The sequence below is a fragment of the Pseudomonas putida genome (assembly GCF_005080685.1).
Classification (GTDB): Bacteria; Pseudomonadota; Gammaproteobacteria; order Pseudomonadales; family Pseudomonadaceae; genus Aquipseudomonas; species Aquipseudomonas putida_V.
Genome location: NZ_CP039371.1, coordinates 4,597,934 through 4,617,721 on the forward strand (window position 1 = coordinate 4,597,934; position 19,788 = coordinate 4,617,721).

Below are 19,788 nucleotides of genomic sequence, written 5' to 3' on the forward strand. Positions count from 1 at the left end.
TCTCTTTCCGGGGACCGCCACCATGCTCGACGACCTACGTTGGGATGCCGACCTGATTCGTCGATACGATTCGGCCGGCCCACGCTACACCTCATATCCGACCGCCGTGCAGTTGCACAGCCAGGTGGGCTCGTTCGACCTGCTCCACGCCCTGCGCGAGAGCCGCCGAGCGGTGCGCCCCCTGTCGCTGTACCTGCACGTGCCGTTCTGCGCCAACATCTGCTACTACTGCGCCTGCAACAAGGTCATCACCAAGGACCGAGGCCGTGCCGCGCCCTACCTGCAGCGTCTGGAGCAGGAGATCCAGATGATCGCCTGCCACCTCGATCCGCTCCAACGCGTCGAACAACTGCACTTCGGCGGCGGTACGCCGACATTCCTCAGCCACGCCGAGCTGCGCCAACTGATGGCGAGCCTGCGCCGCCACTTCAACCTGCTGGATGACGACTCGGGCGACTATGGTATCGAGCTCGACCCGCGCGAGGCCGACTGGCCCACCATGGGCCTGCTCCGCGAACTGGGATTCAACCGCGTCAGCCTGGGCGTGCAGGACCTCGACCCGGCGGTACAGCGCGCGGTCAACCGCCTGCAAAGCCTGGAGCAAACCCGCACGCTGATCGAAGCGGCGCGTACCCTGCAGTACCGCTCGGTGAACCTCGACCTGATCTATGGCCTGCCGAAGCAGACCGTGGAAGGCTTCGCACGCACTGTCGACGAGGTGATCCGCCTGCAACCCGACCGTCTGTCGGTTTTCAACTATGCGCACCTGCCCGAGCGCTTCATGCCGCAACGGCGCATCGACAGCAATGACCTGCCAGCACCGGCGGCCAAGCTGGAGATGCTGCACAACACCATCGAGCAGCTCACCGCCGCCGGCTACCGCTACATCGGCATGGACCACTTCGCCCTACCCGACGACGAATTGGCCGTGGCCCAGGAGGAAGGCACCCTGCAGCGCAATTTCCAGGGCTACACCACCCATGGCCACTGCGACCTGATCGGCCTGGGCGTCTCGGCAATCAGCCAGATCGGCGACCTGTACTGCCAGAACAGCAGCGACCTCAACACCTACCAGGAAGCGCTCGCCAACGGCCAACTGGCCACCCAGCGCGGCCTGCTGTGCAACGACGACGACCGCCTGCGGCGCGCGGTGATCCAGCAGTTGATCTGCCACTTCGAGCTGGATTTCGAGCCCATCGAGCAGGCCTTCAACGTCGATTTTCGCGGTTACTTCAGCGAGTTGTGGCCGCAACTGCAAAGCATGCAGCGTGACGGCCTGATCAACCTCGATGCCCAGGGCATCCGCATTCTGCCGGCCGGCCGCCTGCTGGCCCGCTCGGTGTGCATGCTGTTCGACGCCTACCTGGCCCTACAGAACCGCCAGCGCTTTTCGCGGGTGATCTGAGACCGAGACGAATAACCACATGGACAATACGCCTTGTCAGGCACACTATGGGCAGGCAAACCGCTTCGGCGAGACACCCGCCGGGGCACGGCCAGGCCGCGGCACAATCGCGCAAGCTGGCCTCTGACCCTTGCCGTAGGTTACCCTTACGGCCTATGTGTGTTTTTCACAAGGATCGATTCAAATGTCTGAGCCAGTCAAACTGCGCGCACACAACCAGGCCCACTGCAAGGATTGCAGCCTGGCTCCACTGTGCCTGCCTCTTTCGCTCAATCTGGAAGACATGGATGCACTGGATGAGATCGTCAAACGCGGACGACCGCTGAAAAAAGGCGAGTTCCTGTTCCGCCAGGGCGACAATTTCGGCTCGGTCTACGCCGTACGCTCCGGCGCCCTGAAGACCTTCAGCCTGAGCGACAGCGGCGAAGAGCAAATCACCGGCTTCCACCTGCCCAGCGAGCTGGTCGGGTTGTCGGGCATGGATACCGAGGCCTACCCGGTATCGGCCCAGGCCCAGGAAACCACGTCGGTCTGCGAAATCCCCTTCGAGCGCCTCGACGAACTCTCGGTCCAACTGCCACAACTGCGTCGTCAGCTGATGCGAGTGATGAGCCGCGAGATCCGCGACGACCAGCAGATGATGCTGCTGTTGTCGAAAAAAACCGCCGACGAACGGATCGCCACCTTCCTGGTCAACCTCTCGGCGCGCTTCCGCGCTCGTGGCTACTCGGCCAACCAGTTCCGCTTGAGCATGTCGCGTAACGAGATCGGCAACTACCTGGGCCTGGCGGTGGAAACCGTGTCGCGGGTGTTCACCCGCTTCCAGCAAAACGGCCTGATCAGTGCCGAAGGCAAGGAAGTGCATATCCTCGACCCGATCCAGCTGTGCGCGCTGGCCGGTGGCGCGATGGACGCCTGAGTCCGCCGGGACAGGGTATACTGGCGCATTCGTTTTTCCAGGATACCCGCGACAATGCACAGCGACGCCTTCGACCTCAAAGCCCTCATCCGCCCGGTAGTGGACTTCCCCAAGCCGGGCGTGATCTTCCGCGACATCACCCCGCTGTTCCAATCGCCGCGTGGGCTGCGCTATGTGGCCGACCAGTTCATCGAGCGCTATGTCGAAGCCGAGTTCAGCCACATCGGCGCCATGGATGCACGGGGCTTTCTGATCGGCTCGATCATCGCCCACCAGTTGAACAAGCCGCTCATCCTGTTCCGCAAACAGGGCAAGCTGCCTGCCGACGTACTCTCGGAAGGCTATCAGACCGAATACGGCGAGGCGTTTCTGGAAGTGCATGCCGACAGCCTGTGCGAAGGCGACTCGGTGCTGATCTTCGATGACCTGATCGCCACCGGCGGGACCTTGCTGGCCGCGGTCAACCTGGTGCGCCGCACCGGGGCGCAGGTGTTCGAAGCGGCGGCGATCATCGACCTGCCCGAGCTGGAAGGCTCGCGCCGGCTGCAGGCGACTGGGGTGCCGACCTTCTGCCTGACCGAGTTTTCCCTGAGCGAATACTGAGTCGCTGCGGGGCTGCCCTGCAGCCCATTCGCGGGCAAGCCCGCTCCCACAGGTACTGCGTAATGATTGAAAGCTGCGCAAGACCGGTGGGAGCGGGCTTGCCCGCGAATGGGCCGCAGCGGCTCCAACATTACAACGCGATCGGCTTGCGCCCGGCAAAGGCATGCGCCAGCGTACCACCGTCGACCAGCTCCAGTTCGCCGCCCAGCGGCACACCATGGGCGATACGCGAGGCCACCAGGCCCTTCTCGGCCAGCAACTGGGCAATGTAATGCGCAGTGGCCTCCCCCTCCACCGTCGGGTTGGTAGCCAGAATCACTTCGGTGAAGGTGCCCTGCTCCTCGATCCGCGCCATCAGTTGCGGGATCCCGATCGCATCCGGGCCCAGGCCGTCCAGCGGCGACAGATGCCCCTTGAGCACGAAGTAACGACCGCGATAACCGGTCTGTTCCACCGCATACACGTCCATCGGCCCCTCCACCACGCACAGCTGGCTGTCGTCGCGACGCACGTCGGCGCACTGCGGGCACAGCTCCTGCTCGGTCAGGGTCCGGCACTGGCGACAGTGGCCCACCCCTTCCATGGCTTGGCTCAAGGCCTGGGCCAGGCGCAGGCCGCCGCTGCGGTCACGCTCGAGCAGCTGCAAGGCCATGCGCTGGGCGGTTTTCTGGCCGACGCCCGGAAGGGTGCGCAGGGCGTCGATCAGCTGGCGGATGAGGGGGCTGAAGCTCATGGGGAAGGCCTGACATATCAATGAGAGCCGGTTTATACCGGCGTGGGCGGGCAGCGTCAAATCTCCCACTTCATAGCCGGAAACCACCGACCCGTCGAGACTGTTGACCCACTCGCTCCGGCAACCGTTCCTTGTCAAGCAGGCGTCGCCGCGGGCGGTTGTCCATGGCGACGCCCAGGCATCACCAGATCGGCAAGGAGTAGCTGACGGTCAGGCGGTTGTGATCGGCATCACCGCCCACTTCGCTGCGCAGCATGGAGTTGCGCCAGGCGAAGCCGAGGTTCTTCAGCGGCCCGCCCTGGATGACATAGCTCAGCACCAGGTCACGCTCCCACTCCTTGGCATCCGCTGCCCCGGCGACCTTGATCTGGTCACCCTTGAGGTAGGCCAGGTTGAGGTTGAGCCCAGGCACGCCCACGGCAGCGAAGTCGTACACGTACTGGCCCAGCACGGTGCGCTCGCCAGCATAGTTGAAGCTGGCGGTCAGGCGGTCGGTGATCAGGTACAGGGTGGTGCCGCCAGCCCCTTCGCCGGGCAGGCTGCCCTGATTGAGCTGGACGAAGTTGCTGCCATCGGAAACCTCCTGGTAGCCCAGGCTGAAGGCATGCCCACCGACGCCATAGGTGAACATGGCGCTCCAGGTGTTGTTGTCGATCTCGCCATCGCCACCACGGGTATAACCCGAGGTGCGATAGCCGGCCTTGCCGCTGGCGTTGGCCCCATCGCTGCCGGTGCGGAAGTAGCGCAAGTCGGACTTGAGCACCTGTCCTGGCGCCAGCGGCAGGCTGTGCAGCAAGCCGAAGAAGTTCTGCTTGTAGTAATCCTCGAGGTTGGCGTAGTAGTACTGCAGGGTCAGGTCCTTGATCCCCTTGTAGTCGCCGCCGGCGAACAGGAACGTGTTGCTTTGCGCTTGCCCGCCCGCCACGGCCATGCCGGTGAAGTTGCTCGACATGCGCCCGACCACGTGCTCGATCTGCCCCGCCGTCAAGGTCAGACCGTCGATGTCGTTGGAGGTGATGATGCCGCCCTCGAACAGCTGCGGTAGCAAGCGTGCGTCGTTGCTGGTGAGGATTGGCAACTTGGGCTGCAGGATGCCGTAGCGGGCCTCGGTCTTGGCGACCTTCAGCTTGCCCGTCAGCCCTCCCCGGCTGAACGCGTCGGCGGCTTCGGCGCGCCCTTTGCTGTCGGTATTCTCGGGAAATACCGAACCCTGCCCCGGGGCATCGAGCTTGACCCCCACGGTTGCGATCGCGTCGACCCCCACGCCGATCGTGCCGGGCGTGTAGCCCGACTGAACGTTGAGCACGAATGCCTGCCCCCATTCGCGCACGCTGTCCTTGTCGACGTCGCGGTAGTCGTGGTTGTAGTAGAAGTTGCGCAGGTCGAGCCTGGCGCTGCTGTCCTCGATGAAGCCCGTGGCCTGCGCCATCTGGGCCTGTGTTGCCAGCGCGGTGCTCCCCACAGCCATCGCCAGTAACGTTTTTCTCATTGCTCTCGTCTCCCAAGTGTTGCTGTTATGGTTATTGCACTCGAATCCAGGACGAACGCTTCCCCAGGCGAGGCGTATGCCACCCGTACGAAGCGGTTGTTGTGAAACGGTTGATGTGAAGCGGATAGCTTGAAGCGAACAGCAGATGGCAATCGGGGCCTGATCAGGCCCCGATGCGCTCAACTCATTGCGACTTGACGGCGCCGCGTACCACCGCGCCCTGCTCGCCCGTCTTGGGCGAGCGCACGGCCAGTACGGCGATCAACGAAATCAGCACGGTGCCTAGCAAGTACATGGCAACCGGCTGCCAGCTGCCGTTGTAACGGCTGAGCAGGAAGGTGGCGATCAGCGGCGCGGTGCCGCCAGCCAATGCAGCCCCCAGTTGGTAACCCAGGGTGATGCCGGTGTAGCGCACGCGGGTGGAGAAGATCTCCGAACTCATGGTGCCGAGCACTGCGGTGACCGGTGCCCAGAGCACGCCGAAGGCGATCACCGTGGCCAGCAGCAGCCCCCAGCTGGTACGGGTATCGAGCAGCATGAAATACGGCACGACGAACGCTGCGATGGCCAGGATGCCGACGATGTAAACGGTCTTGCGCCCAACCTTGTCCGACAGCCACCCCATCAGCGGGATCATCAGCGAAGCGACCGCCGCGCCGACCATCACGGCATTCAGGGTGCTGACCTTGTCGTAGCCCAGGGTGCTCACCGCGTAGCTGACGACGAAGGTGGAGAAGATATAGAACGGCGCCGTCTCGACCACTTTCAGGCCCGCGGCGATCAACACTTCGCGCCAGTGGTCGCGCAGCGTCTCGACCAGCGGCATCTTGGCGACGTTGCCGGTTTCCTTGGCTTTCTTGAAGTCCGGGGTTTCGTCCAGACCATGGCGGATCCACAGGCCGAGGAATACCAGGCCGGCACTGAGCAAGAACGGCACACGCCAGCCCCAGCTCATGAACTGCTCGTCGGGCAGCAGGGCCATCAGGCTCACCGCCATGGTCGCCAGCAGCATGCCGAGGGTCACACCGACCTGCGGCACGCTGCCGAACAGGCCCTTGCGTTTGGCCGGGGCATATTCGTAGGCCAGCAGTAGCGCGCCACCCCACTCGCCACCGATGCCCAGCCCCTGGATCACCCGCAGGGTGATCAGCAGCACCGGCGCCCACACACCAATGTGCTCGTAGGTCGGCAAGCAGCCGATGAGCACGGTTGCACCCCCCATCAGCGACAAGGTGATGACCAGGGTTTTCTTGCGCCCGATGCGGTCACCGATATGGGCGAACAGCACCCCGCCGATTGGCCGCACGAAGAAAGTCAGGGAGAACGACAGGTAGGCCAGCAGCAGGCCGACAACCGGGTCGAACGTGGGGAAGAACAGCTTGTTGAATACCAAGGCGGCGGCGGTGCCGTAGAGGAAATAGTCGAACCATTCGATCGAGCTGCCGGTAAGGCTGGCGACCAAGGCTCGGCCACGCCCCTGGTTTGCAGGAGGGGTTGCACTGGACGGCGTCATTCGAGTCTCCGTTTTTTTGATGTTATGTCGGCGAGCACAGGGTGAATTGGCGCAAAAGAGCAACCGGGTTGCACCGTGTCGAGCGGATCTTATTCAAGTTTCAAAAAAAGGTGCAACCTAGATTAAACGATTAATCTTCAAATATTTTCAAAATAGCCTGAAATTGCCCTGTTTCGATTCATATACAAGACAGAAAACCCTGGCATCACCAAAATGGTGCGGCGTGACCAACTAGTCATTTAATTGCTTAACGGTTTCAGCGAACGCCCCATCGTTTTATAAGTTGCCCCTGGTTGCACCTTCCCCGAAAAAGCCCTTAATCTAAAAAGCGACACAACAACAAACACACCGAGGCAGCAATGAACGTGCTTTTTATTGGTTATGGGCGCATGGGAGGCGCACTAGGCGACGCCTGGCTGCGCGGCGGGCTGGTCAGCCACTTGAATATCGTCGACCCCGGCCTCACGCCAGACCCTGAGCAACGCCGCTACGCCCACCTGGAAGAGGTGCCGGCCGAGCGGGCCTTCGACCTGATCGTCCTGGCGGTGAAGCCCGCCTACGCCAGCGCCGCCCTGGCCGGCCTGAACGACCGGCAATGCAGCCAGGCCGTCGTGGTCTCCGTGGCAGCAGGGGTTACAGAGCGCACCTTGAGCAATGCCGTCGGCCAGCGCAGCCCGGTGGTGCGGGCCATGCCTAATACTCCCGTCCTGGTCGGCGCAGGGTGCACCGGGCTGTACGCCAGCGAGCGACTGGACACAGCGCGCAGGGCCATCATCAGCGGTTTGTTCGAAGCGGTGGGCAGCGCCTATTGGGTCGCCGAGGAAGGGTTGCTGGATGCCGTCACCGCCATCAGCGGCAGCGGACCAGCCTACTATCACCTGTTCAGCGAGGCACTGGCAGAAGCCGGTATCAAGCTGGGCCTGGATCCGCAACTGGCGCGCGACCTGGCGGCACAAACAGCGTTCGGCGCAGCAACGTTGCAACATCAACCGCATGCCAATTTCACCGACTTGCGGATTGCGGTAACTTCACCAAACGGGACCACTGCAGCCGCAATCGATGTTTTCGAAACTCAAGCGAAACTTCGTGAACTGGTTGAAGCGGCAACTTACGCAGCCCATCGACGCTCGGTCGAACTCTCGAATGAAAGCTGACACGGTTTATTGATCAAACATTCAAATTAAATAACCGCGCATAAAAAAGCCGCCACTGGAACCCAGCGGCGGCCTTTAACATTGCAAATGCCTTAGAACGGCATCTTGAAACCAGGCGGCAGTTGCATGCCGGCGGTCATGCTGCCCATCTTGTCCTGGCTGTTTTGCTCGACCTTGCGTACCGCGTCGTTGAGGGCGGCGGCGATCAGGTCTTCCAGCACTTCCTTGTCGTCTTCGTCGGTCGACATCAGGCTCTGGTCGATGCTGACGCGCTTGACGTCGTGGCGACCGGTCATCACCACGCTGACCAGGCCACCACCCGCTTGGCCGGTCACTTCGGCGTTGGCCAGCTCTTCCTGCATCTTGGCCATCTTTTCCTGCATCTGCTGGGCCTGCTTCATCAGGCCGGCCATGCCACCTTTCATCATGGGGTATACCTCGATTGGGTCATTGGGTGCAGCCCGGCAACTGGCCGGGCGCATGGTTATCCGTTACTGGCCCTGGCTGGCCAGGGCCTCTACAGGCTCAATAGTATCCTGTCGCACCTTGGCACCGAACTGCTTGATCATCTGCTGGATCAACGGATCCTGCTCGATCGACACCACGGCGTCCTGCTGGCGTTCGGCGCGCTTGCGTGCCGCAGCCTGGGCTGGCGTCTCCTGCTCGGGGCGGATCAGCTCGATGCGCAGGTTCAGGGTACGCCCCAGGTGCTGGTTGAGCGCTTCGTTCAGGCGCCGCTGCTGGGTGGCATTGAACAACGCACCCTGGCCCGGATCCAGGTGCAGCAACCAGTCGTCACCGTCCGCCGCTATCAATGTACAGTTTGCCGCGATGTTGCCTGTCATGCCCGACACTGGCAACTGCGGGAATAATTCCAGCCATTGCAGGGCCAGGCCGGTCGCGGGCATGGCCGCGGGCAACGGCTCCGGCGCGGCGGCGGGCGCTTCTTCCTGGACGTGCTCGGCCAACTCGTCAAGGTAGCTGAAGCCCACCGGATCGCTGTCGCCGACGTAGTAATCCTCATCCATCGGCGGCTCGTCATCGCGATCCATGCCGGCTGGAGAATAGGAGGACGGGTCGAAAGGCGGCTCGTCGTAGTCCTGCTGACTGGCTTGCGGCGCGCTGGCAGCTGGTGCAGGGACCTCGACGTACGTTGGCGTCGGCTCGGGTACTGGCTGCGGGACCGGCGCTGGGCTGACCGGCGCCGATACCGCGGCAGGCTCTTCCCACGGCAGGTCGATGACTTCCTCCACCGACACGGCCACGGGCGCAGCGCTCACAGGTTCAAGTGCTGGCTCCGGCTCAGGCTCGGGTGCTGCCACGGGTTCAGGCTCCGGCGCCACGGCCACGCGGCTTTCAACCACGGGCTCGGGTTCCGGTTCGGCAACGACGGCAGGCACCTCGGGCGCCAGCGCCGTTGCTGCCACCTGCTTTGCAGGATCAGCTGTGGCCTGGCTGATCCCCACCGGCTTTAGCACCGGTGTCGGTGCATCCTCGGCATCCGCGGGGCGGAACGCCAGCATGCGCAGCAGCACCATCTCGAATCCGCCCCGCGGGTCCGGCGCCAGGGGCAGGTCGCGGCGGCCAATCAGGCCCATCTGGTAATAGAACTGCACATCCTCGGCCGGCAGGGCCGCCGCCAGGGCAAGCACCCGCTCGCGATCGCCCTGGCCGTTGTCCACCGCCTCGGGCAGCGCCTGGGCGATGGCCACGCGGTGCAATACGTTGAGCATCTCGGCGAGCACACCGCTCCAGTCCGGTCCTTGCTCGGCCAGGTTGCGCACGGCCTCGAGCAAGGCCCGGGCATCGCCCTCGAGCAAGGCCTGCAACACACCGTAGACCTGGCCATGGTCGAGGCTGCCGAGCATGGCGCGCACATCGGCTGCCAGCACCTTGCCTTCACCGAAAGCGATGGCCTGGTCGGTCAGGCTCATGGCGTCGCGCATCGAACCATCGGCGGCACGGCCAAGCAACCACAGGGCATCCGCTTCGAACGGCACGTTCTCGGCAGCCAGCACATGACTGAGGTGCTCGACCACCCGCTCCGGGCTCATGTTCTTCAGCGAGAACTGCAGGCAGCGCGACAGGATGGTGGCCGGCAGCTTCTGCGGGTCAGTGGTGGCAAGGATGAACTTGACGTAGGGCGGCGGCTCTTCCAGCGTCTTGAGCAAGGCGTTGAAGGAGTGCGTTGAGAGCATGTGCACTTCGTCGATCAGGTAGACCTTGAAGCGGCCACGGCTCGGCGCGTACTGCACATTGTCGAGCAGCTCGCGGGTATCCTCGACCTTGGTGCGGCTGGCGGCGTCGATCTCGATCAGGTCGACGAAGCGGCCCTCGTCGATCTCGCGGCATACCGAACAGGTGCCGCACGGCGTGGAGGTGATGCCGGTTTCACAGTTCAGGCACTTGGCGATGATACGGGCGATGGTAGTCTTGCCCACGCCCCGGGTGCCGGTGAACAGATAGGCGTGGTGCAGACGCTGGTTGTCCAAGGCATTGATCAAGGCCTTGAGCACATGGGTCTGGCCGACCATTTCGCGGAACGAGCGCGGACGCCATTTACGTGCAAGAACCTGATAACTCATCGAAAAACCATCGCAACCTGAACGAGCGGAAGATCGCTAATGCTAGCGGAGCGGGGCCGAAATTGCACCCTGCGTGGCTCGTCTAAGCTAATGAACTGGCGCACGCAGCTCAGGGAGGATGCGTCTTGCGAAAAATGTTGCTGTTGTGGCTGCTGTGCATGTCCCCCGTCTTTGCCGAGCAGCCGGTGTTGCGCTTTTCCGTAGCCGAGAGCTGGAGCATGCCGTTGGTCCGCGTAGAGGGCGGCCAACCGGTGGAGGGCATGCTGTTCGATCTGATGCAGGCCATGGCCCGCGAAGCCGGTGTGCGCCCCGAGTATCACCTGATGGCGCGGTTGCGCCTGCAGCAAGCCATGGAAGATGGCGACATCGATGTACGTTGCTATGTCAGCCCCCAGTGGTTCAACGCCCGTCCTGGCAATTTCATCTGGAGCATCCCCCTGATCCGCCAGCGCGATCTGCTGGTCGGGCGCGCTACCGACACCGCCCCCGCCCTCCCCGAGCAACTGCCTTCGCAGGCCATCGGCACGGTGCTGGGGTTCGTGTACGACACCCTCGATCCCTTGTTCGCGAAAGGCCAACTGCAACGCGAAGACAGCCGCAACCAGTTGCTCGCCCTGCAAAAGCTGCAGGCCGGCCGCTACCGGCTTGCGGTGAGCAACCAGTTGTCGTTGCAGTGGTTCAATCAGCAGGTGCCGCCCGCTCAGCGCCTGCAGGTCATAGCGGTGCTCGACGAGCAGTCGCTGGGCTGCCTGGTGCGCAACGACCCGGCCATTCCCTCGCAAGGGCTGTTGCGAGCACTGGTGCGGATGCGGCAATCGGGGGAACTGGAGCGGATCGTCCAGCGCTATGGGGCGTCGGGGTATTCCGAAAAGATGTCGGTGGCACGGCCCTGAGCGACCTGCGAAGGCGCTCTATTCGAACAAAGGAATACAACTGATTATTAGTTGTAAACCCATGCGATAGACGGCATCTGCGCTCGCCTGAAGTTCGTGATCCCCAGGCTGGCACAGTGCTACGCTCTGAGGGCGGGGTTCCTTCTGGGGAGAAAGATTATGCCGCTCTATGCCAACAAGAACGAGTTGTACCTGTCCTTGGCCGCCATCACGCTGGGCGTCATCTTCATCGCCTATGCCGTCGACATTCCGACCATGGGCTTGATCTGGACCCTGGTTCATCGCTCCTAGCCTCAAACGCTTCGACTTCGCCTCCTTGCAGGGGCTCTCATCGCTTGAAGCGGCTTGGTCGAGCGCACGGTAGCCCTGCACTCAAAATGATGCCAAACGGCCACCACTCCATGTAGAGTGCGCGCACTCGTGCCCCGTGAGGGGCCGAGCACGCCAACACCTTCAAGGAACACTGGATGTCCATGCTTCGCAATTTCACCGCTGCCACATTGATTGCACTCACCGCGGGTTGCGCCAACGGTCTCAACTCATTTCAGGAATCGGAGCTTGCCGGCTACCGCGCCCGCAACCTCGCCGTCGAGGAAAAGAGCCCAGGCGTCGCGGCCGGCCTTGGCCTGCTGCCGGGTGGTGGCTCGTTCTATGGCCGCTCGTATGGCTACGGCGTGGTCAACCTGCTGTTCTGGCCGCTGTCCATTCTGTGGGACCCGGTCAGCGGGCACAACGCAGCAGAGTCCATTAACTATCAGGCCACCAAGGCACACGTTGCCAACCTGAAGAGCCACGAACTGGACGTACTCGGCGCCAAGCTGGACGCCGATGAAATCGACCTGAAGCGCTACACCCTCGACAAACGCAACATCGAAGAAAAATACTCGCTTTGATGATGTTTGGATCCACTGCTTCGGTGGTGGATCGCAAATTTTTCAGTGTAAGAAATTCAGCAAACGAACGTAGCCCGCTTCCGCACTCCCCCGCATTGCGCCCCGCCCCTCCTTTTTAGGACTTGCCCTACAAATCCTATTGCCACAAGCGGTATAGGGTCGAACGACAACACCGCACAATAGCTTCAACCAGGGCTTATCCAATCAAATTCGGGATACACCGATGCTACGCGATGATCTCGCTCACCTAGAGCTCGAAAGGCTTAACGCCGAAACTCAAAAGCTCACCAACGAGTCGCGCAAGTTCGCGGCCGAAGAGCGCAAGCTCAAGCGAGAAGCCTTCTGGTACCCGTTCATGGTCGGGTCAGCCGCGATCACATCACTAGCAGGTCTCTCGGCCGTATTGGTAACCCTGTAAGCCCTAACCTCGAAGGAGATAACAATGCCCTACTCCAGACAAGAAGCCAGCGAGAACATACGCCGCGAGTTGATAGATCTGGCGGAAGACATGCGCCGGGAACGAAACACCCCGGCCTGGCACGCGCTGATACCCTTGGGCCTAGGCGCCCTGTTCGGGCTGGTCATGGTTGTAGCCGTGGCTCTGGTGGTGCGCATGCTCTGAGCCAACCGGCCAGCGCACTGACTCAGCTCCCAGGCACCAACAACCGGGTGTACTGATCGTCGCGAATCCAACCGATGAACGAGCGATCATCTTTGCCAATGAACTCGACACGGGCCCAACCATTCTTGTATGCCAGCACGCCTACGACGTCTTCCTTGACGATGTAAGGACGCTTCGCAGCCTTACCGCCTGCAGTTTTCAACAGGTAGGCCTTGTCGACAGACACCGTCACCAGGCCGATCCACGGCTTGCTGGCGGTCTGGCTCAACTCCAGGCCGGTGGCAATTTCCGGCATCAGCACACTCGGGCATCCAGGATGCTCGCGGCCCCTTTGCACCGTCAGGGTCACGCCGTCCGCTGCGGGCGCTACGGTGCCTGGATAGGCCTCGTCGAGCCAGGTGGTGATCGGCGTGGAAGCCGCATCGTCGATCTTGCCCTGCAAATAGAAGGTGCAATGACGGGTGACACCCTGCCCCATTTCTTCGGAGTAATAACCTTCGACCTGATGTTCCGGCGTGACCGCCAGCATCAGCGATTCGTACTGGCCTGGCTCAAACCCCGGGCTACCCGCCGTTGCCTGCGTAACACCGCACAGCAGCAATGCCCCCGTGGCCAATACGTGGGCGGAGAATGTTTTCAGCATCTTATTTCTTCCCTTCAAGTGCTTCGTAGGCTCGCTTGATCCTGGCGTCGTAGTCGCCGTAATCGTCGCCGTTGTAGCTTCTCGCCATGCCGGCGTAATCCTTGTTTTTCGCCGCCTTGATGAACGCCGGGTTCTTGCTGCAGAACCCTAGGAATGCCTTGAGTTGCTGACCGGCATTGAGCTTCATCGCGGTCACGAAGTCGAATGCATTCTTGTAACCGCAATCGGCAAAGTTGAACCCCATGATCTGGAACATACCCCACGAAGCCGACTTCAGGGCCGCCTCCTGATCCAGGGCAAAGGCCGTGGCCATGGTCTCCCATGCCTTGGCCTGGTCCTTGTTGTTGGCCTGCCATTGGGGCCCGGCTTTCTTCTTGTAGGGGTAGGAAAGCAACGGATGGGTGCGGTCGTACTTGTGCTTGGTGTACCGACGGAAGATGTGCCCCTCGAAGGCTATCACCGGCAAGTTGGCCGGCCCGAAGCCCGAGCGCCCACCGGACTCCACCGTGGCAAACGCCTTGACCAGGTTGGCGGTGATGCCATGGCCAAGCTGGGTGGCGGCGTTCTGGAAGTCGCTGTCGCTGAGGGTGGTCCCGCCGTCACAGGTGGCTTGCAGCACCATCTGCCGATTGCGTCGCTCGGCTTCGATGATCGCTCGCGCCCGAGCCAGGTAGTGATTGACGGTGGCCTGGATCAGATCGGGACCATTGTTGCTGCCATAGACGCTGCCCAGGGCATTGGCGAAAGTCGGCAGGCGCAGCGTGGGGTGCAACTTGACCGGTACGCGAATGGCTTCTTCGATCAGGCTGTTGAAGGTACGCCCACCTGGGTCCACTACCCCGTCGGGGTGCGCATACTTGAGATGGCGGAATTGATACTGGCTGATGCACTGCACCAGACGGCTGTCGGTGCGACCATTTTCAGGCAGGGGCATACCCAGCCTTGGCGTGATCAGGTTGAGCAGATACTGGATGCATTGAACATCGGCAGGCAGGTTTCGCGCTTTGCCTGGAGCCCCCACCGACGCCACGATGAGGCTCGGCAACCCTTGCAGGTTTTTCATTGCATACGTCCTTGTCGGTTAACGCAGCGATATCGATCTGATATCGCTCTCTAGCCTCGGTCACATTCTGAAACATGTGACGGCGGAAACTAACAAGGGGACTGTGGGTTGTCCAGCAATCGGGGTGCGGACATTCTGAAACTGCGGACTAGCTCTTCAAAGCTTGCCAACTAGCGATTTATCCTACGCATCTATCAGAAGCGCTCATATTGTCGGAAAACTGCCACAGGGCTAACTTCACCGGGTCGTCACATTGATGACCGGGTGTGAGAGCCTGTGAGGTTAGATTGTAGGAAGCGTTCTGCTATGGCAGTCGTGCGTGGGCAGGCTCAAGCCTGGCCGGGTTTTCCTATGTCTACCGGTCTCTCACCCCACGCATGGCTGCCGCCCTATCCTGTGAGAGGGAGAACAGTGGTAGCTCCTGGTTAGATATAGGAGTTACACCATGAAAAAGATTGTTCCCGACCCACCCCGCCCCCTTCAATATCTCAGGCGAACGCTTGGGAACAGCCAGATCTTCATTCCAGCGGATACGAAGTTGTTGCACTGACGCAACTTGTTTCGCCTGGGCTGGGTTTATCGTAGGCAGGTCAGTAATTCTACAAGGGCGGCGATTCTGACAGACTGGTGGGCCGCACCTGTGGGGGCTGGTTTGCCTTGAGGGCATACCACAGCGGTAGGGCCAACCCAGGCACCTATTCGAAATACAGGCAAGACAGAGATAAGCGGAGACAGCCTCGAGAATGCGAAGGCCTGAAATGGAGGCGGCCCCACCAGCCACACCCCGGCACTCGATGTTCCCGCTATGGCTGCTCCCTTCCGGGCCTGACCAGGTTAACGGGTAATCAATGCGGGGGGACCGATGGGGCCACCACTACGCGGCTCGCTAAGCAGCGAGCCGCGCCATTGTACCGGTCTGGGGCGAAGATACAACCGTTGAGGACAGAAAAAGTCATCGTTTCTCAATGACTTGTCTTTGAGGGCTATGCGGGACGTGGTCCGGACTCTGTGGGTGATCACCCAGCCCTTCTGGGCTGCGCTGCTGTCGCGCAGAGAACTGTGGACACTGTGACTGTGGGAGCGGGCTTGTCCCGCGAATGGGGCGACACGGTGAGTGGCACCGGCTTCGCCGGTGTTCGCGGGACAAGCCCGCTCCCACAGAGTTCAGTTAAATCAATGAGTAATGCTTTGCTCTATGAGAGCGGTCTTGCGTCGCGATGGGCTGCGAGAAGCCCTGTGGTGCAGGCAGGGCTGCCGCTAACTGAGGCTGCTGCGCGGCTCATCACGACCAAGGCGGTTCTCATTCGATGTGGCTTTGGCTCAACGACGACCTTTCCTACAGCGTGAATGGCTGGGCGTCCCTTGATCCCGACTCGCCCATTGATAAAAATCACTGATGCTTCGCCATGGCTCGGTTCCGAATACGAGCGTCACACCGAACCAGAAGGTACAAATGTCGAACGTCTCGATTGCGTTGATCAAAGAGAGCAACAAAAGGCTTTGCGCATCTGCAACGAAGGCCGTTGTCGATCGCTCCTCGAAGCTGTCGCCTGAGACCATCAACGACATGATGAAAAAAGCTTTCAATCGCCTGGCACGCTATCCAGATCGTCGCCTCGTGAGCGCAAAGCACACCTGCTAACTCGCTGCCTCTACTTCCCCACGGCTGAAGGCACTCAGACCGAGATGCCCTGCCCCGCCAGGAACGCGACAAACGCATCCTCATCCAGCACCTTGACCCCCAGCTCACTAGCCTTGGCCAGCTTGGAACCGGCGCCAGGACCGGCGACCACGCAGTGAGTCTTGCCGGACACCGAACCCGCCACCTTGGCCCCCAGGCTCTCCAGCTTCTCCTTGGCGATGTCGCGGCTCATGCGCTCCAGGCTGCCAGTCAGCACCCAGGTCTGGCCAGCCAATGGCAGGCCTTCGGCGGTTTTCTTCTCGCTATTCCAATGCATGCCGAAGTCCAGCAACTGAGCTTCGATAGCCCGCGCCAGCTGCTGATTGGCTTCATCCTTGAAGAACTCACGCACAGCCTCGGCCTGCTTGGTGGCCAGCGCCTGGCGCAGGTCGATGCCGTCGGCGGCGATGATCTTATCCAGGCTGTCGAGCTTGGCCACCAGCTTCTCCGCGCCGGTCGGGCCTACCGAGGCGATGTCGAGTTTGGCGATCATCCCGGCAAGGGTGGTGCTGGCCGCGAACTCGGCAGCCAGTTCGCCTTCGTCCTGCAACTGCATGCCGCTGGCCAGCAGTTGCTCGATGACCTTGCGGTTGTGTTCGTCCTCGAAGAAGTTGTGGATCTCGTAGGCCACTTCCAGACCGATGTCCGGCAGATAGGTCAGCACCTGGGGCAAGGCCACCTGCACCCGCGCCAGGCTGCCCAGCGAGCGGGCCAGGACCTTGGCGGTCTCTTCACCCACATCCGGGATACCGAGGGCATAGATGAAACGCGCCAGGCTCGGGCGCTTGCTGGCCTCGATGGCATCGAGCAACTTGCGGCTGGAGACTTCGGCGAAGCCTTCCAGGCCAACCACCTGGTCGAATTCAAGTTTGTACAGGTCTGCCGGCGAGCCGATCAGCCCCTCGTCCACCAATTGTTCGACGCTCTTCTCACCCAGGCCGTCGATGTCCATGGCACGCCGCGACACGTAGTGGATGATCGCCTGCTTGAGCTGGGCGCCACAGGCCAGGCGCCCGACGCAACGATACACCGCGCCCTCGCTGGTGGTTTCCTTGCCCTTGCTGCGCTTGACCAACTGGGTGCGCTCGACCTGCGAACCGCATACCGGGCACTCGCTCGGCACCTCGACCGGACGGGCATGTTCCGGGCGGCGCTCCAGCACCACCTGCATGACCTGCGGGATCACATCGCCAGCACGACGGATGATCACCGTGTCGCCGATACGCAGGCCCAACCGGGCGATCTCGTCCATGTTGTGCAGCGTGGCGTTGGACACGGTCACGCCGGCCACCTTGACCGGCTTCAAGCGGGCCACCGGCGTCACCGCGCCGGTGCGACCGACCTGGAACTCGACGTCCAGCACCTCGGTGAGCTCTTCCATGGCTGGGAATTTATGGGCGATTGCCCAGCGTGGCTCACGGGCACGGAAGCCCAGCTCGCGCTGCGCGGCCAGGCTGTTGACCTTGAACACCACGCCATCGATTTCGTACGGCAGGCTGTTACGCCGCTCGCCGATGTCGCGGTAGTACTCCAGGCACTGCTCGATACCGGCGGCGTGCTTGAGCTCGCGGCTGATGGGCAGGCCCCAGGTCTTGAGTCGTTCGAGGGTGTCGATGTGGCTGTCGGCGATGGCCGCAGACACTTGCCCTACGCCATAGCAGCAGAATTCCAACGGGCGGCTCGCGGTGATCTTCGAATCCAGCTGGCGCAGGCTGCCAGCGGCGGCGTTGCGCGGGTTGGCGAAGGTCTTGCCGCCGGCCTCGGCCTGGGCGGCATTCAGCCGGTCGAAGCCGGCCTTGCTCATGAACACCTCGCCGCGCACCTCCAGCACCGCTGGCCAGCCCTCACCGTGCAGCTTGAGCGGGATGTTGCGCACGGTGCGAACGTTAGCGCTGATGTCCTCACCGGTGGTGCCGTCACCACGGGTAGCGCCTTGCACCAACTGGCCATCGCGGTAGAGCAAGCTCACCGCCAAGCCATCGAGCTTGGGCTCGCAGCTGAAATCGACCGCACCCGGCTGGTCGAGGCCTTCCACCACCCGACGCCCGAATTCGCGCAGGTCGGCTTCCTCGAAGGCGTTGCCAAGGCTGAGCATGGGGACTTCGTGGCGCACCTGGCTGAACGCGGCCAGGGCTGCGCCACCCACGCGCTGGGTGGGCGAGTCCGGCGTCACCAAATGCGGGTGGTCGGCCTCCAGCGCCTTGAGCTCGTTGAACAGCCGGTCGTATTCGGCGTCGGGCACGCTGGGCTCGTCGAGCACGTAGTAGCGATAGTTGTGCTGGTCGAGTTCGGCACGCAGTTCGTGGATTCGGGATTCGGCGTTCATCTTTTCAGGGTCTCTTGCAAAGCAAAAGAGCAGCCTGGGGGGATGGTGGCTGGGGTTCGAAGGGGTAAGGTGTCTGTACCGGCCTCTTCGCGGGCAAGCCCGCTCCTACAGGTACGGTGGGGTATCTGTAGGAGCGGCGGTTCGGCGCTCCGACTTGCCCGCGAAGGGCCGGTACAGGCAACCACAGCCCCGAACCGACCAGCACGCCCCCAGGCTGCTCTTCGTCTGGATCTATCAGCGTTTCTGAGTCAGCGCCCGGCGCTCGAACTCGACGATGCGTTGGCGGTAATGCTCGATGGTCTGGGCAGTCAGTACGCTGCGCTGGTCATCCTTGAGCTCGCCATCGAGCTCATGGGCCAGCTTGCGCGCCGCGGCCACCATCACGTCGAAGGCCTGCTTCGGATGACGGGGGCCAGGCAGGCCAAGGAAGAAGCTCACCGCACGGGTGCTGAAATGATCGATGTCGTCCAGGTCGAAGATGCCCGGCTTGACCGCGTTGGCCATGGAGAACAGCACCTCGCCGTGGCCAGCCATGCTTTCGTGACGATGGAAGATATCCATCTCGCCGAAGCGCAGGCCGCTTTCAAGAATGTTCTGCAGCAGCGCTGGGCCCTTGAAGCCGCCCTCGTCGCGGGAGATCACGCTGATCACCAGCACTTCCTCGACCGGAGGCAGTTCCTTGGCGGCATTGCCGGTGGCGGCGAAGCCACTGTTGCGGCTGTTGTCGGCGCTGAAGTCTTCGTCGCTGTCGGCGAACAGGTCCGGCTCGCGCGGCTCGGCGGCCAGGTTCAGGTCGCCTTGCGCGGCTTCGGCGGCACGCTTGCCGCGCTTGCTGGCCTTGGCAGGCTTGGGCTCGCGTTCACGCTCGCGCGCCGGGGCACTCATCGAAGGCAGGTCGCTTTCGTCGAGTTCAGGTTCTTTCTGGGTCTCCAGTACCCGGGCCGGGCCCAGCACCTCGGCACTGCCTTCTTCATCAGGCAGGTTGGAGTAGCTGCGATCCAGGCGGAATTTCAGCTTGCCTTTGCCGCCGCGCATGCGGCGCCAGCCGTCGAAAAGAATACCGGCGATGACAATGATGCCGATGACGATCAGCCACTCGCGCAGACCGATTTCCATGTAATCCCGTGCCTCTATAAAAATATGCTTGAAAACAAAGGGTTCAAAGCCCTTTAACACGTGGCGCCAACTCTATGTTCTGACAGGCGTTTTACCCACGCAAAAAACGAGTGACATTAAGCTAGCACGACCAAAGACAACTTTACACCG

19 protein-coding genes and 1 other RNA gene are annotated in these 19,788 nt (G+C 62.1%); 10 read left to right on the top strand and 10 right to left on the bottom strand.

The genetic code is table 11. The features are described from left to right. Positions 1-22: 22 nt before the first annotated feature. From hemN to E6B08_RS21265, 3 genes are all read left to right on the top strand, one after another. On the top strand, positions 23-1,405 hold the full coding sequence (gene hemN, locus E6B08_RS21255; protein WP_136915818.1) for an oxygen-independent coproporphyrinogen III oxidase: 1,383 nt from the start codon (positions 23-25) through the stop codon (positions 1,403-1,405). A gap of 184 nt (positions 1,406-1,589) precedes the next feature. Next, entirely contained in the window at positions 1,590-2,324 is a 735-nt protein-coding gene (fnrA, locus tag E6B08_RS21260) for a Crp/Fnr family transcriptional regulator FnrA (RefSeq protein ID WP_136915819.1), read from the top strand. Between the two features lie 54 nt (positions 2,325-2,378). Continuing rightward, positions 2,379-2,927, top strand: a complete 549-nt coding sequence (locus E6B08_RS21265) for an adenine phosphoribosyltransferase (RefSeq protein ID WP_136915820.1) — start codon at positions 2,379-2,381, stop codon at positions 2,925-2,927. Positions 2,928-3,057: 130 nt separating this feature from the next. Here E6B08_RS21265 and recR read toward each other — a convergent pair whose 3' ends face one another. The 3 genes from recR to E6B08_RS21285 form a co-directional block, all read right to left on the bottom strand. Then, positions 3,058-3,660, bottom strand: a complete 603-nt coding sequence (gene recR, locus E6B08_RS21275; RefSeq protein ID WP_136915821.1) for a recombination mediator RecR — start codon at positions 3,658-3,660, stop codon at positions 3,058-3,060. 181 nt (positions 3,661-3,841) lie between these two features. Continuing rightward, positions 3,842-5,149 (bottom strand): OprD family porin, encoded by a 1,308-nt coding sequence (locus E6B08_RS21280; RefSeq protein ID WP_136915822.1) that lies wholly within the window; start codon positions 5,147-5,149, stop codon positions 3,842-3,844. A 184-nt stretch (positions 5,150-5,333) separates the two neighbouring features. Beyond that, entirely contained in the window at positions 5,334-6,662 is a 1,329-nt protein-coding gene (locus E6B08_RS21285) for an MFS transporter (protein WP_136915823.1), read from the bottom strand. Between the two features lie 359 nt (positions 6,663-7,021). Here E6B08_RS21285 and proC point away from each other — a divergent pair, with 359 nt between their 5' ends. Next, positions 7,022-7,816 carry a pyrroline-5-carboxylate reductase gene (gene proC / locus E6B08_RS21290; RefSeq protein ID WP_136915824.1) on the top strand — a complete coding sequence of 265 codons (795 nt, stop codon included), beginning with the start codon at positions 7,022-7,024 and terminating at the stop codon, positions 7,814-7,816. Between the two features lie 92 nt (positions 7,817-7,908). On the opposite strand, the gene E6B08_RS21295 is transcribed toward proC, so the two are convergent. Together E6B08_RS21295 and dnaX are read right to left on the bottom strand one after the other, a co-directional pair. Then, complete coding sequence (locus E6B08_RS21295; RefSeq protein WP_054899968.1) at positions 7,909-8,244, bottom strand: YbaB/EbfC family nucleoid-associated protein; 336 nt, start codon at positions 8,242-8,244, stop codon at positions 7,909-7,911. 63 nt (positions 8,245-8,307) lie between these two features. Further along, positions 8,308-10,401 (bottom strand): DNA polymerase III subunit gamma/tau, encoded by a 2,094-nt coding sequence (gene dnaX, locus E6B08_RS21300; RefSeq protein WP_136915825.1) that lies wholly within the window; start codon positions 10,399-10,401, stop codon positions 8,308-8,310. 125 nt (positions 10,402-10,526) lie between these two features. On the opposite strand from dnaX, the gene E6B08_RS21305 reads away from it, so the two are divergent. The 5 genes from E6B08_RS21305 (at position 10,527) to E6B08_RS21320 (ending at position 12,809) form a co-directional block, all read left to right on the top strand. Next, positions 10,527-11,294 (top strand): substrate-binding periplasmic protein, encoded by a 768-nt coding sequence (locus E6B08_RS21305; RefSeq protein WP_136915826.1) that lies wholly within the window; start codon positions 10,527-10,529, stop codon positions 11,292-11,294. 159 nt (positions 11,295-11,453) lie between these two features. Next, complete coding sequence (locus E6B08_RS31350) at positions 11,454-11,585, top strand: hypothetical protein (protein ID WP_265411719.1); 132 nt, start codon at positions 11,454-11,456, stop codon at positions 11,583-11,585. A gap of 176 nt (positions 11,586-11,761) precedes the next feature. Then, positions 11,762-12,187: a hypothetical protein gene (locus tag E6B08_RS21310; protein ID WP_136915827.1), complete on the top strand. Its 426-nt coding sequence runs from the start codon at positions 11,762-11,764 to the stop codon at positions 12,185-12,187. 223 nt (positions 12,188-12,410) lie between these two features. After that, a complete protein-coding gene (locus E6B08_RS21315) occupies positions 12,411-12,605 on the top strand; it encodes a hypothetical protein (RefSeq protein ID WP_136915828.1) in 195 nt (64 codons plus the stop codon). Between the two features lie 24 nt (positions 12,606-12,629). Beyond that, entirely contained in the window at positions 12,630-12,809 is a 180-nt protein-coding gene (locus E6B08_RS21320; RefSeq protein WP_136915829.1) for a hypothetical protein, read from the top strand. Between the two features lie 22 nt (positions 12,810-12,831). On the opposite strand, the gene E6B08_RS21325 is transcribed toward E6B08_RS21320, so the two are convergent. The 3 genes from E6B08_RS21325 to ffs all read right to left on the bottom strand — a co-directional run bounded on the left by E6B08_RS21325 (position 12,832) and on the right by ffs (position 15,380). Beyond that, complete coding sequence (locus tag E6B08_RS21325) at positions 12,832-13,452, bottom strand: hypothetical protein (RefSeq protein ID WP_136915830.1); 621 nt, start codon at positions 13,450-13,452, stop codon at positions 12,832-12,834. A 1-nt stretch (position 13,453) separates the two neighbouring features. Next, positions 13,454-14,515 (bottom strand): N-acetylmuramidase family protein, encoded by a 1,062-nt coding sequence (locus E6B08_RS21330; protein ID WP_136915831.1) that lies wholly within the window; start codon positions 14,513-14,515, stop codon positions 13,454-13,456. Positions 14,516-15,283: 768 nt separating this feature from the next. Next, positions 15,284-15,380, bottom strand: an RNA gene (gene ffs / locus E6B08_RS21335) — signal recognition particle sRNA small type. A gap of 588 nt (positions 15,381-15,968) precedes the next feature. Between ffs and E6B08_RS21340 the strand changes: the two genes are divergently transcribed. Beyond that, entirely contained in the window at positions 15,969-16,157 is a 189-nt protein-coding gene (locus E6B08_RS21340; protein WP_136915832.1) for a hypothetical protein, read from the top strand. A gap of 34 nt (positions 16,158-16,191) precedes the next feature. On the opposite strand, the gene ligA is transcribed toward E6B08_RS21340, so the two are convergent. Together ligA and zipA are read right to left on the bottom strand one after the other, a co-directional pair. Further along, positions 16,192-18,522: an NAD-dependent DNA ligase LigA gene (gene ligA / locus E6B08_RS21345; protein WP_136915833.1), complete on the bottom strand. Its 2,331-nt coding sequence runs from the start codon at positions 18,520-18,522 to the stop codon at positions 16,192-16,194. Between the two features lie 234 nt (positions 18,523-18,756). After that, entirely contained in the window at positions 18,757-19,638 is an 882-nt protein-coding gene (zipA, locus tag E6B08_RS21350; protein ID WP_136915834.1) for a cell division protein ZipA, read from the bottom strand. Between the last annotated feature and the right edge of the window lie 150 nt (positions 19,639-19,788).